The sequence below is a fragment of the Streptomyces sp. NBC_00536 genome (assembly GCF_036346295.1).
GTDB lineage: Bacteria > Actinomycetota > Actinomycetes > Streptomycetales > Streptomycetaceae > Streptomyces.
Genome location: NZ_CP107819.1, coordinates 6,522,577 through 6,538,582, shown reverse-complemented (window position 1 = coordinate 6,538,582; position 16,006 = coordinate 6,522,577). Strand labels below are relative to the sequence as shown.

Annotated in this window: 15 protein-coding genes; 7 read left to right on the top strand and 8 right to left on the bottom strand. The window is 72.4% G+C overall.

Annotated elements, in window-relative coordinates:
• Nucleotides 1-17: 17 nt before the first annotated feature.
• Nucleotides 18-1,010, top strand: a complete 993-nt coding sequence (gene meaB, locus OHS33_RS28065) for a methylmalonyl Co-A mutase-associated GTPase MeaB (protein WP_330333190.1) — start codon at nt 18-20, stop codon at nt 1,008-1,010.
• 73 nt (nt 1,011-1,083) lie between these two features.
• Here meaB and OHS33_RS28060 read toward each other — a convergent pair whose 3' ends face one another.
• Nucleotides 1,084-2,085 (bottom strand): asparaginase, encoded by a 1,002-nt coding sequence (locus OHS33_RS28060; RefSeq protein ID WP_330333189.1) that lies wholly within the window; start codon nt 2,083-2,085, stop codon nt 1,084-1,086.
• 127 nt (nt 2,086-2,212) lie between these two features.
• On the opposite strand from OHS33_RS28060, the gene OHS33_RS28055 reads away from it, so the two are divergent.
• The 4 genes from OHS33_RS28055 to OHS33_RS28040 all read left to right on the top strand — a co-directional run bounded on the left by OHS33_RS28055 (nt 2,213) and on the right by OHS33_RS28040 (nt 6,258).
• On the top strand, nt 2,213-2,662 hold the full coding sequence (locus OHS33_RS28055; RefSeq protein WP_330333188.1) for an Lrp/AsnC family transcriptional regulator: 450 nt from the start codon (nt 2,213-2,215) through the stop codon (nt 2,660-2,662).
• A gap of 87 nt (nt 2,663-2,749) precedes the next feature.
• Nucleotides 2,750-3,829, top strand: coding sequence for a tRNA (adenosine(37)-N6)-threonylcarbamoyltransferase complex transferase subunit TsaD (gene tsaD / locus OHS33_RS28050; RefSeq protein ID WP_330333187.1), 1,080 nt, complete (start codon nt 2,750-2,752; stop codon nt 3,827-3,829).
• A 769-nt stretch (nt 3,830-4,598) separates the two neighbouring features.
• A complete protein-coding gene (locus tag OHS33_RS28045) occupies nt 4,599-5,729 on the top strand; it encodes a ParB/RepB/Spo0J family partition protein (protein ID WP_330333186.1) in 1,131 nt (376 codons plus the stop codon).
• Nucleotides 5,730-5,829: 100 nt separating this feature from the next.
• Nucleotides 5,830-6,258 carry a cold-shock protein gene (locus tag OHS33_RS28040; RefSeq protein ID WP_330333185.1) on the top strand — a complete coding sequence of 143 codons (429 nt, stop codon included), beginning with the start codon at nt 5,830-5,832 and terminating at the stop codon, nt 6,256-6,258.
• A gap of 77 nt (nt 6,259-6,335) precedes the next feature.
• Here the strand turns inward: OHS33_RS28040 and OHS33_RS28035 are convergent, their stop codons facing one another.
• The 7 genes from OHS33_RS28035 to OHS33_RS28005 form a co-directional block, all read right to left on the bottom strand.
• Nucleotides 6,336-7,496: a glycosyltransferase family 4 protein gene (locus tag OHS33_RS28035; protein WP_330333184.1), complete on the bottom strand. Its 1,161-nt coding sequence runs from the start codon at nt 7,494-7,496 to the stop codon at nt 6,336-6,338.
• Nucleotides 7,497-7,512: 16 nt separating this feature from the next.
• Nucleotides 7,513-8,367 carry an FkbM family methyltransferase gene (locus tag OHS33_RS28030; protein ID WP_330333183.1) on the bottom strand — a complete coding sequence of 285 codons (855 nt, stop codon included), beginning with the start codon at nt 8,365-8,367 and terminating at the stop codon, nt 7,513-7,515.
• Nucleotides 8,368-8,489: 122 nt separating this feature from the next.
• Complete coding sequence (locus OHS33_RS28025) at nt 8,490-9,656, bottom strand: acyltransferase family protein (protein WP_330333182.1); 1,167 nt, start codon at nt 9,654-9,656, stop codon at nt 8,490-8,492.
• Complete coding sequence (locus OHS33_RS28020; RefSeq protein ID WP_330333181.1) at nt 9,649-10,626, bottom strand: alpha/beta hydrolase; 978 nt, start codon at nt 10,624-10,626, stop codon at nt 9,649-9,651. Before OHS33_RS28020 ends, OHS33_RS28025 begins: the two co-directional genes overlap by 8 nt.
• Before the next feature lie 195 nt (nt 10,627-10,821).
• Entirely contained in the window at nt 10,822-11,034 is a 213-nt protein-coding gene (locus OHS33_RS28015) for an MbtH family protein (RefSeq protein ID WP_330333180.1), read from the bottom strand.
• Nucleotides 11,035-11,300: 266 nt separating this feature from the next.
• The gene (locus OHS33_RS28010) at nt 11,301-12,383 is read right to left on the bottom strand and encodes a prephenate dehydrogenase (RefSeq protein ID WP_330333179.1); all 1,083 of its coding nucleotides are present in this window, start codon (nt 12,381-12,383) and stop codon (nt 11,301-11,303) included.
• A gap of 129 nt (nt 12,384-12,512) precedes the next feature.
• A complete protein-coding gene (locus tag OHS33_RS28005) occupies nt 12,513-12,728 on the bottom strand; it encodes an MbtH family protein (protein ID WP_330333178.1) in 216 nt (71 codons plus the stop codon).
• Nucleotides 12,729-13,137: 409 nt separating this feature from the next.
• Here OHS33_RS28005 and OHS33_RS28000 point away from each other — a divergent pair, with 409 nt between their 5' ends.
• Nucleotides 13,138-13,935: an alpha/beta fold hydrolase gene (locus tag OHS33_RS28000; protein WP_330333177.1), complete on the top strand. Its 798-nt coding sequence runs from the start codon at nt 13,138-13,140 to the stop codon at nt 13,933-13,935.
• A gap of 30 nt (nt 13,936-13,965) precedes the next feature.
• A complete protein-coding gene (locus OHS33_RS27995) occupies nt 13,966-15,903 on the top strand; it encodes an ABC transporter ATP-binding protein (RefSeq protein WP_330333176.1) in 1,938 nt (645 codons plus the stop codon).
• The last annotated feature ends 103 nt before the right edge of the window (nt 15,904-16,006 follow it).

Sequence of the window (16,006 nt, the reverse complement as noted above, 5' to 3'; positions counted from 1 at the left end):
GCGGGGGCGGCGACCCGATGCCCCCGAAGATCGACATCGACGCCTACGCCAAGGGCGTGCTCGACGGGAAGCGCGCGCACATCGCGCGCGCCATCACCCTCGTGGAGTCCACCCGTGCCGATCACCGCGTGCTGGCGCAGCGGCTCCTGACGGAGCTGCTGCCGCACGCGGGCGCCGCCCGGCGGATCGGGATCAGCGGGGTGCCGGGCGTGGGCAAGTCGACGTTCATCGATGCCTTCGGCACGATGCTGACCGGGCTCGGGCACCGGGTGGCGGTGCTGGCAGTGGACCCTTCGTCCACCCGTACGGGCGGGTCGATCCTGGGCGACAAGACCCGGATGGAGCGCCTTGCCGTGGATCCGGCGGCCTTCGTCCGGCCCTCGCCGTCGGCGGGCACCCTGGGCGGGGTCGCGAAGGCGACCCGCGAGTCGATGATCGTCATGGAGGCCGCGGGCTACGACGTGGTGCTGGTGGAGACGGTCGGCGTCGGCCAGTCCGAGACCACGGTGGCCGGGATGGTCGACTCGTTCCTGCTGCTGTCCCTGGCGCGTACGGGCGATCAGCTCCAGGGCATCAAGAAGGGCGTCCTGGAGCTGGCGGACGTCCTGGCCGTGAACAAGGCGGACGGCCCGCACGAGCGGGACGCCCGGGCGGCGGCGCGCGAACTCGCCGGTGCGCTGCGGCTGATGCACCCGGTGGACGCGGCCTGGACCCCGCCGGTCCTGACCTGCAGCGCGCGCGAGTCGGCGGGTCTGGACGAGGTGTGGAACCGGCTGGAGCAGCACCGCAAGGTGCTGGAGGCCGACGGCAGGCTGACGGCGAAGCGGGCGGCGCAGCAGGTGGAATGGACGTGGACGATGGTCCGCGACGAACTGCTGGGACGGCTGCGGGCCGACCCGGCCGTACGGGAGCTGGCGCCGGGCCTGGAGGCGGAGGTCCGCGCGGGCACGGTGACCGCCACCTCGGCGGCGGACCGGCTGCTGGCGGCCTTCGGGCGCGGCGGCTTGTAATACCACCAGCTGGTACCACCGGGGCGGGTCGCCCTCTGACGCGTGGTGAGCGGGCGACCCGGACCGGGTGCGGTCAGGCGCCGACGAGGACCGGGCCCTCCGAGGTCAGCGAGCGGCGCAGGATCCGGACCCGCTCGGCCGGGTCCTGGCTGGCCAGCAGGGCGGAGAGGACCGCGATCCGGGTCTGGCCGGCCCGCAGGGTGCCGGAGGCCACGGCCCCGGCCGCGACCAGGTCGACGGCTCCGCCGTGGGTGTAGATCTCGGTGACCGGGCCGGCCGCGACCCGGGTGGTGAGCGCCACCAGCACGCCGCGCGCGGTGGCGGCGCGGACCGCTTCCACGATCTCGGGGGTGGCGTTGCCCGCGCCGGTGGCGACGAGGACGATGCCCTGGGCTCCGGCGGCGACGGCCGCGTCGAAGAGCACCGGATCGGCGTCGGCGTGGTGCATGACCATGTCGACGCGCGGCAGCAGTTCCGGCATCGCGGGCAGCGCGAGCGGCTCCGGGCGGACCGGGTGGCGCAGCACGGTGATCTTGCCGAAACCGACCTTGCCGAGCTGCTGGCCCGAGGGGTCCGCGAAGGCGTCGGCGATCAGGGTCTGGGTCTTGACGGTGCCGCGCGCGGCGTGGACCCGCCCGGCGAAGGCGATCAGCACGCCGAGCCCGCGGGTGGTGGCGGCGGTGAGCAGGGCGTCGTAGAGGTTGCCGGGTCCGTCGCCGTCCTCGGTGCCCATGGGCAGCTGCGAGCCGGTGAAGACGACCGGGCGCGGGTCGTGGTGGTGCAGGTCGACGAGGAAGGCGGACTCTTCGAGGGTGTCCGTGCCGTGGGTGACGACGACGCCCTGTACGCCGGGGTCGGCGAGCACCTCGTGGACGGTGCGCAGCAGGGTGAGCTGGTGGGCGGTGGTGAGGCGGGGGCTGTTCACGCTGAACAGGTCGACGATCTCGACGGTGACCCCTTCGGGCAGCGGCGCCGTGGCCATGACCTCGCGCCCGTCGGCGTCGGCCGCGAATCCGGAACCCTGCCAGCGGCTCGCTATCGTCCCGCCGGTGCTGATGACGACGATCCGTCCCACGGCTGCCTGCCTTTCCCTGAATAGCCCCCGTACGTATATTCGTATCCAGCAATCATAGAAACATCTACGCGCAATGTGATTGCTAGTTCAGCCCCAGATTTCACACGGGGTGGGGGATGATTGCGCCATGGACGCTATTGACCGCGAAATATTGCGTGAGCTGCAGAAGGACGGGCGGCTCAGCAACCAGGAGCTGGCCCAGCGCGTGGGCCTCACCCCCTCCCCCTGTATGCGCCGGGTCCGCCAGCTGGAACAGGACGGGGTGATCCAGGGCTACCGCGCGGTGATCGACCCGGACGCGGTGGGGCGCGGCTTCGAGGTGCTGGTCTCGGTGGAGGTGCGCCGCGACCGGGAATCCGTGGAGGCCTTCGAGGCGGCACTCCAGGACATTCCGGATGTGATCGAGGCGTACCGGCTCTTCGGCAGCCCGGGCTGTCTGCTGCGGATCGCGGTCGCGGACCTGCGGGCGTACGAGCGGCTGTGGATCGAGCAGCTGACCGCGCTGACCGGAATCACCGAGGTCAACTCGCAGATCATCATGAAGCGGATCAAGGAGCCGACGGGCCTGCCGGTGTGAGGGCCGGGCGGCGTCCGTGGTGTCGTAGCCTTATTGCACATTGGTCGCAATAAGAGGCTGCGACAAACTGCGACGAAAGGGTGCCGCGTGGGCTCTCCGGTGGTCCTCGGGATCGAATCGTCCTGCGACGAGACGGGCGCGGGGCTGGTGCGGGACGGGCGGCTGCTCGGGCACGCCGTCGCGTCGAGCATGGACGAGCACGCGCGCTACGGCGGGGTGGTCCCCGAGATCGCGGCCCGCGCGCACCTCCACTCCTTCACCCCGGTGGTCCGCCGGGCGCTCGCCGACGCGGGGCTGAGCGCCACGGACATCGGCGCGGTCGCCGTGACCACCGGACCGGGGCTCTCCGGCGCCCTCCAGGTCGGGCTCGCGGGGGCGAAGACCCTCGCGTACGCGCTGGGCGTGCCGCTGTACGGAGTCCACCACCTGGCCGGGCACGTCGCCGCCGACACCCTGGCGCACGGCCCGCTGCCCGACCCCTGCGTGGTGCTGATCGTGTCCGGCGGGCACACCTCGCTGCTGCTCGTACGGGACCTGGCCCGCGATCCGATCACGCACCTGGGCGACACCGTGGACGACGCGGCGGGCGAGTGCTTCGACAAGGTGGCCCGGGTCTTCGGGCTGCCGTACCCGGGCGGACCCGCCGTCGACCGGGCGGCCCGGGAGGGCGACCGGCGTGCGGTGGCGTTCCCGCGCCCGCTGACCGGGCCGCGCGACGACCCGTACGCCTTCTCCTTCTCCGGGCTGAAAACGGCCGCCGCCCGCTGGGCCGAGCAGCACCGCCTCCGGGGCGAGCCGCTCCCGTTGGCCGACGGGGCCGCCTCGCTGCAGGAGGCGGTCGCCGACGTGCTGACCCGCAAGGCGGTCGCCGCCTGCCGGGCGCACGGGGTGGGCACCCTCGTGGTGGTCGGCGGGGTCGCGGCCAACTCCCGGGTCCGGGCCCTGGCCGAGGCCCGCTGCCGGTCCGCGGGCATCACCCTGCGCGTCCCGCCGCTGGGCCTGTGCACCGACAACGGCGCGATGATCGCCGCCGTCGGCGACCTGCTGGTCCGCGCGGGCGCCGAACCGGCCCCGCTGGACGTCTCGATCGACCCGTCGGCGCCCCTGGAGTACGCGGCCCTGCATCCGGTGGCCCGCCTGGCGGCCGGGGCCGTGGCCCGAACCTGACGATGGCCGGTTGATTTTCAGCCATTGCATCAGGCCTGGCAAAAAGGCGAGTTACCTCCTTCCCTGATGTTTGACCGCGCACTTCCGGGCTCGCCCGCCGATCCGGGCGAGCCGGCTCCCGGACACCCCGTGTGACCTGTCCAACAAGAAATGCGTCACACCTCCGGAGCACCCCTGGAGCGCCCGCCCCCCGCCCCGGCCGCGCCCGATGGCCGGTCGTCACCGGGTTGTCCGGATTCACCCCCTCGCGCCCGAGGCCGTCCGCGAGCCCGCCCCCGCCCGCTCCACAAGAGCCGCTCGACCGGAAGTCAAGCCGGTCCGGTCCATCCCCCGGACGGGCCGGATCCGCCGCGGAACACAGGCCTCCGCTCCCCCGGCTCCCCCGGCTCGGAAAATCTCGACACCGTCACGGGGAGACCTGAACATGAGTGCTGGTCCTGCTGTTCACCCAGGTCCGACGGCTGGCTCAACTCGGTCGGCCACGCGGGAGGGTGCGGCAGGATCACCGGACAACACTGTGCGACGCGACTTCTCGGGACAGGTGGAGCGGCGGTGTATCAAGGCGATGAGGCTGCTTCCGATGTACGGCATGACGACGCCGAGGCGCGCACACGGGCCTGCCACGTGGCCTCCGGGCATACGCGGCAACCAGCTCATGAGTACCTACACACGGGGTGAATTCGAAGTGCATCAGCCTGAACCACAGCCACCGGGACCCGAAGAGTCCGCATCAGTTCCGCAGCCGATCGGCACGCCCACCGGCGTACCCGTGTCGCGTACCGGCGCCCCCGCGCCGCGCACCGGCCGCGAGCCCGTGATCGTCCCCGTTTCGATCGCCAGCCTGCTGCCGGGTGAGTCGCCCCGCTCCGAGGGGCCCGACCAGGAACACGTGGCCCGGCTCTCCGAGGTCGAGGGCCCGCTGCCGCCCATCCTCGTGCGCCGGTCCGACATGCGCGTGATCGACGGCATGCACCGTCTGCTGGCCGCCCTGATCAGGGGCCAGGGGACGATCGACGTCGAATTCTTCGAAGGCACCGCCGAGGAAGCCTTTTTAAGAGCGGTCCAGGCCAACATCACCCACGGTCTGCCGCTTTCGCAGACCGACCGGAGGGTCGCGGCCACACGCATCATCGAGTCCCACCCGCAGATGTCGGACCGCGCCATCGCCCGGGCGTCGGGCATCGGCGCCAAGGCGGTCGCGACCATCCGGCGGCGTTCAACTGACGCCGTGCCGCAGTTGAACGTCCGGATCGGCCGCGACGGCCGGGCCCGTCCGCTCAGCAGCGTCGAAGGGCGCTGGCGCGCCGCCGAGCTGATGGCCGAGAACCCGCAGGCGTCCCTGCGCGAGGTGGCCCGCCTGGCGGGGATCTCGCCGGCCACCGCCAGCGACGTCCGCAAGCGCCTCCAGTCCGGCGAACTGCCCGCGACCACACGGCCGGAGAACGTCACCTCCCTCGGGGCGTCCGCCGCCTCGTGCCGGACCGGGAAGAACTCCGGTGCCGCCACCGGCTCGGACGCGTCCGCCGGCGCCGATGGCGGGAGCGACCGGGAGGGCGACGACGAAGCGCAGACCGGGGCCGACGGGTCGACGCCGGCCGCGTCGCAGCACGACCGGCTCCGGCGCGACCGCCGGACGCGGACGGCCACGGCGGAGCCCGCGATCGTGCTCGACAAGCTGCTGCGCGACCCGTCGCTGCGTCTCAAGGAGGAGGGGCGGCACCTGCTGCGCCTGCTCCAGCAGAACGCCTCGGCGGAATGGAACCACCTGACCGCCGCCGTCCCGCCGCACTGCGGGGCGCTGGTCGGCAGCCTGGCACGGCAGTACGCCGCGACCTGGCTGGAATTCGCGCAGCACCTGGATGAGCGCGACCGGTCGGTCCCGCAGAAGGCGGCCGGCTGACGTGCAGGCCGTAGTGCGGGGTGCCCGGACACCGGGTGCCCCGCACTACGCTGTCCCCTGGTGTGTCGGGCAAAGTGCCTGACGTTGTCTGGGGGTTGGTGTGGTTTCCGGTCGTGTGATCCGCTTTGACGGGACCCGGGGGTACGGGTTCATCGCACCCGAGCACGGCGGGGAGGACGTCTTCCTGCACGTGAACGACCTGTTGATCCCGGAGTCGTACATCCGCTCCGGCACGGCGGTCGAGTTCGAGATCGAGGACGGTGACCGGGGGCTCAAGGCGTCCTCGGTACAGCTGGCGAAGAACGACGACGGAACTCCGGTGACACCGCCGGTGCAGGGTCCGGCCGCCGGGTCCGCTTCCGGGCCCATCGACGATTCCCTGTGCGACGCGCTGAGCCGCGCCGAGTACATCCGGGAGGTCACCGAGGTCCTGCTGGAGGCGGCGCCGTCGCTCACCGGCACCCAGATCGTGCAGATCCGTCAGAGGTTCCTGCAGGTCGCGAAGAACCACGGCTGGATCGAAGGCTGAGGCACGCGCACAAGCCAGGCACCTGCGCGAAGGGCGCCCCTCCCGTCGGGAGGGGCGCCCTTCGCGCAGGTCCGGCCCTACGCCTGGCGGGGGGCGGGCAGCGCCGCCGGGTCGTGCTCGGGGTCGAGCAGTTCGTTCAGGTGGCGGGCCTGCGCGTCCCAGGACCACGACCTGCGCGCCCACTGGCGGCCCGCGGTGCCCATCTCGGCGGCCCGCCCGGTGTCGAGGAGCAGCCGCGTCAGCTCGGCCGCTATGCCCTCGGCCCGGTTGCCGTCCACGACGCTGCCGGTCGTGCCGTCGAGCACGGTGTCCGGGGCGCCGCCGGAGTCGCCGACGACGACGGGCAGCCCGCTGGCGGCGGCCTCCAGGAAGACGATGCCAAGCCCCTCGGCCTCCAGGCCGCCCTTGCGGGTGCGGCACGGCATCGCGAAGACGTCGGCCGCCGCGTAGTAGCGGGGGGTCTCGCGGTGCGTCTTGCCGCCGACGAACCGGACCGCGTCCTCGCCGTGGCGGCGGGCCAGCTTGCGCAGCCGGGCCTCGTCCGGGCCCTGGCCGACGATGAGCAGCACCGCGTCGGGCACCTGCCGCCGGATCATCGGCATGGCCTCGATCAGCTTGTCCTGTCCCTTGCGGGGGACCAGCCGGGCCACGCAGAGGATGATCCGCTTGCCCGTCAGCCCCAGCTCCTCGCGCAGCGCGGCGCCCGCTTCGGCGTCCGGGCGGTAGGTGTCGGCGTCCACGGCGGGCACCAGCCGGCTCAGCTCGGCGCGCGGGCCGAGCGCGGGGGCGATCCGGGCGCGCGTGTATTCGCCGAGGTAGGTGACCACGTCCACGCCGTTGCCTATCCGGCGCATCATGGTGCGGGCGCCGGGCAGCCGCGCCCACCAGATCTCGTGGCCGTGGGTGGTGGCCACGATGCGCCGTACGCCGTTCTCGCGCAGCGTCGGTGCCATCAGGGCGAGGGGGGCCGCCGCCCCGAACCACACCCGGTCGCAGCCGTGCGCGCGGGCTATCTCGACGGCCCGCTTGGTGACCCGGCCGGTCGGCAGCAGCATGCCGCTGGTGTCACGGACGACCGGGAACGGCAGCGTGGCGTCGTAGGCCGTGTCCCCCGGTTCGTGCGAGGTGTAGACGACGACGTCGTCGTCCGGCATCCGCGTGGCCATGGCGTGGACGAAGGTTTCGATCCCGCCCTGGCGCGGCGGGAAGTCGTTGGTGATGACGAGAGTGGAGCCCATAACAGTCCAGGATCCTTCAGCCGGAGGGGATCGGACGCACGGTGAAGAGGTAATTCCGGAACTCGTCCGTGACCTCCGTCACCCGTATCCACACTCCGTCGTGCCAGCGGTGCATCGTGTAGTCGAGCGCGGCCAGCCGGTCGACGATCCGGTGCGCCCTCGTGTCGTACTTCTCCAGGTGACGGTCCTCGATCTCCAGCAGCAGCGCGGGCCGGTGCCGCTCCAGGGTGCGGCGGGCGCCGGTCAGGACGGCTTCCTCGGCGCCCTCCACATCGGCCTTGATGAAGTCGACCCGCTCCAGCGCCATGTGCCGGCAGAGCCCGTCGACGGTCCGTACGGGCGTGGCCACGGGGCGCGAGCGCGGGAACTCGGTGTTGGGCCCGGGCCCCGAGGCCCCTTCGGTGAGGTACGCGCGTCCGTGCACCGGGAGCAGCCGGCGCCGGGGCAGGCTCATCGTGCCCTCCTGCGCGCGGGCGCCGAGGGCGGTGCGGTGCACGGTGACGTTGTCGCAGCCGAGCGCGGCGGCCGTGGTGCGCAGCCAGCCCGCCGGGCCCGGCAGCGGCTCGACGCTGTGGACGGCTCCCGTCGGCCCGCTGAGCGCGGACAGGGCCCAGGTGTAGAGCCCGTATTCGGCGCCGATGTCGAGGCAGACGGACCCGGGCCGCACCAGCGGCCGCAGGCCTCCCACTTCCCCCTCTATGAACGGCCACCGGGAGGAGGCCCAGCGGAGCCCGCCCGCCACCGCCGATACGCGGATGCCCGCGTACGGGCGTCGGCCGCGCGCGGATCCGGGTCCGGGTCCGAGTCCGGGTCCGGGGGAAGCCGTCCGGGGCGTCGACGGGCCGTTCACCGGGGAGCTGTTGGCTGACATGCGCGTCACCCTAATACGATCATCCGCCGCGACCGGATCCGTTCGAAGAGGACCCGGTCCTTCTCGGCCACGCGCTCACGGCACGGGCCTCGCACGGGTCTCCCACGGGTCTCGCACGGGTCTCAGTGCAGGCGGCGCACCGGTCCGGCGAGGGCGGGCCAGGCACCGCGCACCACCCGGCTGGTCCGGCGCGGCCGGGCCTGTTCGTACGTACGGAACGTCGTCCAGCAGATCAGCAGCACCCCGGCGAACACCGGCAGCCAGGCCAGCCGGGCGAGGATCCAGCCCGGGTGGTCGGGCACGGTGTGCAGGCCGGGCAGCGGCTCGCCGACGAGCAGACCGAGGGCGGTCACGGCCATCATCGAGGTCTGGTGCCACAGGAAGATGGTCATCGCGGACAGGTTGACCAGGGCCACCGCGGCCCAGGCCACGGGCCGGGCGAGCACCCTGCGCAGCGGGCCGAGCAGCAGCAGCGCGGCGCCGCACTGCGCGGTGCCGAAGGTGACGGTGGCCAGGTTGGGCGGGTCGAGGTTGGAGATGGCCGGCCCCGGAACGCCGACCATGGCCGCGGGGTAACCGGCGAACAGGACCAGTGCCGTGCAGGCCGCGGCGCCGCCGAGCAGCATCGCCCAGCGCGCCCGCAGGCTGCGCAGCCCGCCGCGCGCCCAGGCGGCGCCCACGCTGTAGGGGACGAGCCAACCGACCACCACGTTCAGCGAGTTGAGCCATCCGGGGCCGTCCAGGACGAACCGGATCACATCGACGAGCAGCACGACGGCGAACGGCCACAGCGGATGCATGCGCGTCACGAGCGGGGTGATCGCGGTCAGCACGGCGAAGACCAGCAGGAACCAGAGCGGGGACAGCATCAGCTTGCACAGGGTGTGCAGCGTGTCCTGGTCGACCCCGGCGGCCAGCATCACGACCACCGCGACGCTCCACACCGACAGCAGCGCGGCGACGGGCCGGAACAGCCGGGCCATCCGGGCGCCGAGCCAGCGCCGGTAGCCGGTGCCCTTGGCGCGGGCGGACGCGTAGCTCTGCGCGCCGACCAGGCCGCCCACCAGGAAGAACACCGCGAGGGTCTGGAACACCCAGGAGATGGGGGTGAGTTCGGGCAGGTAGCCGAGCGGGCTGGCACTGTGGACGGTGCCGCTGTCGATGACCAGCGCGGTCACCAGCCAGTGCCCCAGGACCACGCCGGTGATGGCCAGGGCCCGCAGCGCGTCTATGGCACGGTCCCGGTCGGCCGGAGTGGCGGCGTCTATCCGGCGGACGAGGTCATGCACGGGGGCCTCCGTGGTGCTCTTCGGGGCCGGTCCCTCCGGCCACGATCGTGGCGATGCTGCGCAGGGACCGGGAACCCGGTGAGAGATAGTCGCTGTGGCCGGCGGCGCCCGCGTCGAAGACCTTCGCGCCGAACTCCGGCGCAACCGGGTCGGCCCCGAACCCCAGGCTGACCGGCCCGAGTCCGACCGTGGTGTGCGGTACGTCGGCGATCCAGTCGGTGGCGCCGCGGCCGGCCCAGACGGTGGCGCGGGTGTGCAGGGCGGTGACGTTGCCGAAGCCGGTGCCGGGGCTGCCGTAGAGGACGATGGCCGAAGCCTTCGCCCCGGCCGCGGCGCGGGCGCAGACGACGCTGCCGTAGGAGTGGCACACGAGGGTGGTCCGGGCTCCGGGTGTGCGGGCGGCCAGTTCCGTGAGGAACGAGGTGAGTGCGCTCGCCGCCCCCTCCGCCCGGTCCGGGGTCACCGCGGCCAGGCTCACGGTCGTGGGGGTCCGGTAGCCGAGCCAGGCCACCACGGCGGTCCGGCGGCCGGAGGCGCGCTGCAAGGACTGCCCCGCGCCGCGCAGCCGCCAGTAGTTGTCGACGCTGATCCCCGCGCCGGGGACCAGTACGGCGATCCGGTCGGCCGTCGACAGGTCTCCGAAGACCTCGACGAGGCGGCCGCCGTCCCGGCCGTCGAAGGACAGGATGTGGCGCTCGGGTTCGCGCATCTCGCGCAGGGCCGCGGCCCGTCTGGCGTCGCCGTGTCCGGCCGCCGTCGCCGTCGCGGCGGCGATGTCCGCGCGGGTGGCGGCGTACCGCTCGGAGAGGGCCCGCGCGCTGACCGCGGGGAGGAGGGCGGAGGCCGCCGGGGCCGGGGCCGGTACGTCGGCGGGCCGGGCCACGCCGGACACCGGTATGGCCACGGACGCGACGACGGCCGCGCTCACCGCGGCGCGGCGCAGTCGGCTTCCGCTGGATCGAGACGCCATGACAGGTGGTCCTTCCGTACCCGGATCGCTTTCGTACGTTCTCGCCGAGAGGTTATGGAGCGCACCGTCGGACTGTCATCACCGCTGCGGTCGGTTCCGGTCGCGGAATGGAAAAGCCTCATGGCCCCGCCCCGGTCAGAGGCGAAGCCATGAGGGAATTACGATCGGCCTTGTCGCATACGGGCCTTGGCCGATTCAGGCCTTGGCCATCGCGTCGATCAGGCTCTTGGGCCGCATGTCGGTCCAGTTCTGCTCGATGTATTCCACGCACTCCTGACGGGCGGCCTGTCCGAAGACGGACGTCCAGCCGTCGGGCACGTCGACGAATACGGGCCACAGCGAGTGCTGGCCCTCCTCGTTGGTCAGGACCAGGTAGTTGGCGTCCGGGTCTTCGAACGGATTCGTCACCACGTCATCCTCTCTCGGAATTTCTGTCGGAACCGGGCCGGCGGACGGTGACGTCCGCCGGCCCCGCTCCTCGGGGGTGTTTCCACTATGGCCCGGGCTCCGGGCACCGCGTCAACCTTGATCATCAACGCGGGACTCCGGCCCGGTGGTACGTGTTCAACCGTGTCGTCCGACGGCAGTTGAACACCTGTCGCCCGCCGGCCCGCCGCGCCGGGCGGCCTTGATCGGCGGCTCGCCGCGGTGCGATCGTGGGCGCGGCCGGGTGGTCAGCGGTGCTGCCAGCCGCGGGCCTGGAGGGCCTTCTTCAGGAGCGTCGTCAGCCCTGTGGCGACGCTGAGGTGGACCAGGCCGGCCAGCTTGCTCGTGGCGTGCTCGATGCGGATGTCCTCGATGTTCACTCCGGCGCGCCCGACGTCCGCGAAGAGCCGGGCCAGCTCGCCCGGCTGGTCGCCGATCAGGACGGACACCGCCTCGAACCGCTCGGGCCCGCTGCCGTGTTTGCCCGGGATGCGGGTGCGGCCGGCTCGGCCCCTGCGCAGCATGCCCTCGACGGTCTCCGCGCCCGCGCGGCCCTTGGCTTCGTCGGCCGAGGCGATCGCCCGCAGACCGTCGACCATCTGCCGCAGATCCTCACCGAGGTCGTCGAGGAGGTCGGCCACGACCTGGGCGTTGGCGCTCAGGATGGCCGTCCACAGGCCGGGGTCGGCCTCCGCGATCCGGGTCAGGTCCCGCAGGCCCGGACCCGCCAGGCTCACCGCGCGGTCGTCGGCGTCCTCCAGTCGCATCGCGACCAGGCTGGCCACGACGTGCGGGGCGTGCGAGACCAGGGCGACGGCCCGGTCGTGCGCGGCGGCGCGCATCAGGACCGGCACGGCCCCGCACAACGCCACCAGTTCCAGGGCGGAGTTGAGGGTGTCGTTCCCGGTGTCCGCCGTCGGCGTGAGCACCCAGGCGCAGCCCTCGAAGAGGTCGGCGCGCGCGGTCAGCGGACCGCTGCGCGATGCTCCGGCCATGGGGTGGCCGCCGATGTAGCGGGCCGTGTCGCAGCCGAGTGCTTCGGCTTCCTCCCAGGGCTCTCCTTTGACGCTCGCGACGTCCGTGTAATGGCGTGCCACGCCCTCCGCCTGTACGTCGGCGAGCACGCGGCCCACCAGGGGTGGCGGCACCGCCATGACCGCCAGATCCACGGGTTCCGTGGGGGCGGCCACCGTGCCCGCCCCGAGCGCGGCCGCCGTGCGGAGCGCGGTGGAATCCACGTCCCGCAGGTGCACGCGCACGTCCCGGGCGCGCAGGGCCAGCGCCACGGACGTGCCCATCAGTCCCGTGCCGATCACCAACACCGAGCGCATGACGGTGGGTTCACCTTCTCCCGGTCGATCGACAACCTGGTCGGACGGGTGCCGTACGCAGCCGTCCGGGGCCCGTCGTGCCGATGCCGCCGGACATCCAGGGATGGCCGGCGGCATCGGGAATACGGGCTACTTCGAAGCCGCCATCGCCTCGATCAGGCTCTTCGGCCGCATGTCGGTCCAGGAGTTCTCGATGTAGTCGAGGCAGTCCTGACGTCCCGCGTTCCCGAAAACCGACTCCCAGCCTTCGGGCGCGTCGATGAAGACGGGCCAAAGGGAGTGCTGCCCCTCGTCGTTGACCAGGACCAGGTATTCGGCATCGGGGTCCTCAAACGGATTCGTCACCACGCCGTCCTTTCTTGGATTCAAGAGATCTATCGCATCGGTGGTGCGCCCACGGAAGTTGGCCCGCTTCGCGCCACCACCGGTGGCCGTCCGGCGCGGTGCCGGGTCCCACTCGGGACTCACTATGACCCGAAGCCGCCTCGGTGCGTCAACCACGTCGGGTGGCTCCCCGGCCGCCTGTTCAACTGACCCCTCGCACCAGTTGAACGAGGTTCCGGCCGCCCGCGCCGGACCCCGCCGGGCCCCTCTTGATCAGCTCTTGATCAGCGCGCCGACCGGGTGTCATCGTGGAATGCTGCCGCGCCGCGCCACTGCCGCGCCGGCCCCTTCTCTCCTCGATCCCCACTCCTCTCCTCGATTCCCAGGAGGCTGCCTTGCCCATGTCCACCGCCACCGAGGGGGCGCCGTCATGCCGTTCGTGAGCGCCAACGGAATCCGGCTCTCGTACCAGCGTGCGGGCCGGGGGGAGCCGGTACTCCTCATCATGGGCTCGGGCGCCGGCGGCCGCGTCTGGACCATGCACCAGACGCCCGCGCTGAACCGGGCGGGCTTCGAGACGATCGTCTTCGACAACCGGGGCATCGCCCCGTCGTCCGCTCCGCCCGGCGACTACGCGCTCGCCGACCTGACCGCCGACACCATCGGGCTGATCGAGGCGCTGGACATCGGGCCGTGCCGGATCGTCGGCACCTCGATGGGCGCCATGATCGCCCAGGAGCTCGCGCTCGTCCGGCCGGACCTGGTGCGCAGCGCCGTCCTCATGGCGACCCGGGCGCGCTCCGACGTCACGCGGCGGATGCTGCAGGCGGCGGAGCTGGAACTGCGCGCCTCGGGCATCACCCTCCCGCCCAAGTACGGCGCCGCGCGGACCGTCCTGGAGATGCTGTCCCCCGCCACCCTCAACGACGACACCGCGGCGGCCGGTTGGCTGGAGATCTTCGAGCTGACCTCGGGCGACACGGCCCCCGGTCAGGACGCGGTCGACACCGTCGGCGACCGGCGCGAGGCGCTGCGCGGCATCACGGTGCCGTGCCGGGCGATCGCGTTCGCCGACGACATCATCTGCCCTCCCCACCTGGTCGCCGAGGTGGCGGACGCCGTCCCGGACTGCGACTACGTAGAGATCCCCGACTGCGGCCATCTGGGAAACCTGGAGCGGCCGGAGGCCGTGAACGCGGCGGTCATCGAGTTCCTCCACAAGTACTGAAGGCCCCTCCCGAGCACGAAGGACGTTTCCATGGCAAGGAGCGCCAGCGCGGCCAAAAGCCAGGCGCGGCTACGGTTCGACGACGACTCGATCACCCGGCGGCGGGTCAAGAAGGGAACGGTCCGGCGCATCCTCCCGTACGCCCTCAGCTACCCCTGGCCGATGGCCCTGCTGCTGTTCAGCACGGTCGTCGACGCCGTGGTCACCGCCGCGGGGCCGCTGGTCCTGAAGATGGTCATCGACGACGGCATCCTGCGGGAGCGGACCGGGACGGTGATCTGGCTGTGCCTGGCCGTGACCGGTCTCGCGCTCGTCGAGGGGGTCTCGATGTACGCCCAGGCCTGGTGCTCGGGCCGGATCGGCGAGGGCGTCGTCTACGACCTGCGCAACAAGGTGTTCTCGCACGTCCAGAAGCAGTCGCTGGCGTTCTTCACCCGCGCGCAGACAGGAGCCCTGGTCAGCCGGCTGAACACCGATGTCGTCGGGGCGCGGCAGGCGGTGACGGTCCTGCTCTCGCAGTCGCTGTCCGTCGCGCTCTCGCTGGTCCTGGTGCTGGCCGCGATGTTCTACCTGTCCTGGCAGATCACCCTCACGGCCCTGGCCGTGATCCCCTTCTTCCTGCTGCCGGCGCGGCTGGTCGCGGGGCGGCTCCAGCGCATCACCCGTGAGCGCATGGAGCTGGACGCCGACATGAGTTCGCTGATGAGCGAGCGCTTCAACGTATCGGGCGCCATGCTCGCCAAGCTCTACGGCCGTGCGGACGACGAGTCGGGACTGTTCGCCCGCAAGGCGGGCCGGGTCCGCGACATCGCCGTCATGGGGGTCGTCTACGGGCGGATCCTCGGCATCGTCGCCACCGTGCTCACGGCGATCACCACGGCCCTGGTCTACGGGCTGGGCGGTGTCCTCACCATCAACGGCACGCTGGCGCTCGGCACCCTGGTGGCGATGGTCGCCCTGCTGATGCGGCTCTACGGACCGGTCAACCAGCTGTCGACCATGCAGGCGACCGCGATGACGGCCGTGGTCAGCTTCGACCGGGTCTTCGAGATCCTGGACCTCGAACCGAACATCGCCGAGCGGCCCGGTGCCCGGGAGCTGGCCGACGTCCGGTCCGTTCCCGGGAGCGGCGACGCGCCGGACATCACCTTCGAGGGGGTCAGTTTCCGGTACCCGACCGGTGACGAGGCCTCGCTCGCCTCCCTCGGACCGGCGGGCCCCCGCCGCTCCGGGCCGGCCGAGGAGTCCTGGACGCTGCGGGACCTGAGCTTCCACGTCCCGGCCGGGAAGCTGACCGCGCTGGTCGGCCCGTCGGGTGCGGGAAAGACCACGATCACCCAGCTCGTGCCGCGGCTCTACGATCCGGTCGAGGGCGCGATCCGCATCGACGGCCAGGACGTCCGGGACCTCACCCTGCAGTCCTTGCGCGACACCATCGGTGTGGTGACCCAGGACGCCCACCTGTTCCACGACACGCTGCGGGCCAACCTGGAGTACGCGCGGCCCGGTTCGAGCGAGCAGGAGCTGATCGCCGCCTGCGAGGCGGCGCTGATCTGGGACACCGTCCGGGCCCTCCCGGACGGCCTCGACACCATGGTCGGGGACCGCGGTTACCGCCTCTCCGGCGGCGAGAAGCAGCGGATCGCCCTGGCGCGGCTGCTGCTCAAGGCACCGCCGGTCGTCGTGCTCGACGAAGCCACCGCACACCTCGACTCGGATTCGGAGGCGGCGATCCAGCGCGCGCTCAAGACCGCGCTGGCGGGGCGCACCTCGCTGGTGATCGCCCACCGGCTGTCCACGATCCGCGAGGCCGACCAGATCCTGGTCGTGGAGGCCGGGCGGATCCGCGAACACGGCACGCACGAGGAGCTGCTGGCCTCCGGCGGCCTCTACGCCGACCTGTACCACACCCAGTTCGCCCCGCACGATCCGCTGGACGAGCCCGTGCTCAGCGCCGACGCGCGCTGACCGGCACGTAACGACCTCAAACGCCGATCGCCGGTCCTTCCCCGCGGGGAAGGACCGGCGATCGGCGTTTCGCGCGTCCCGGCCAACTGAGGCGGTGAGCCGG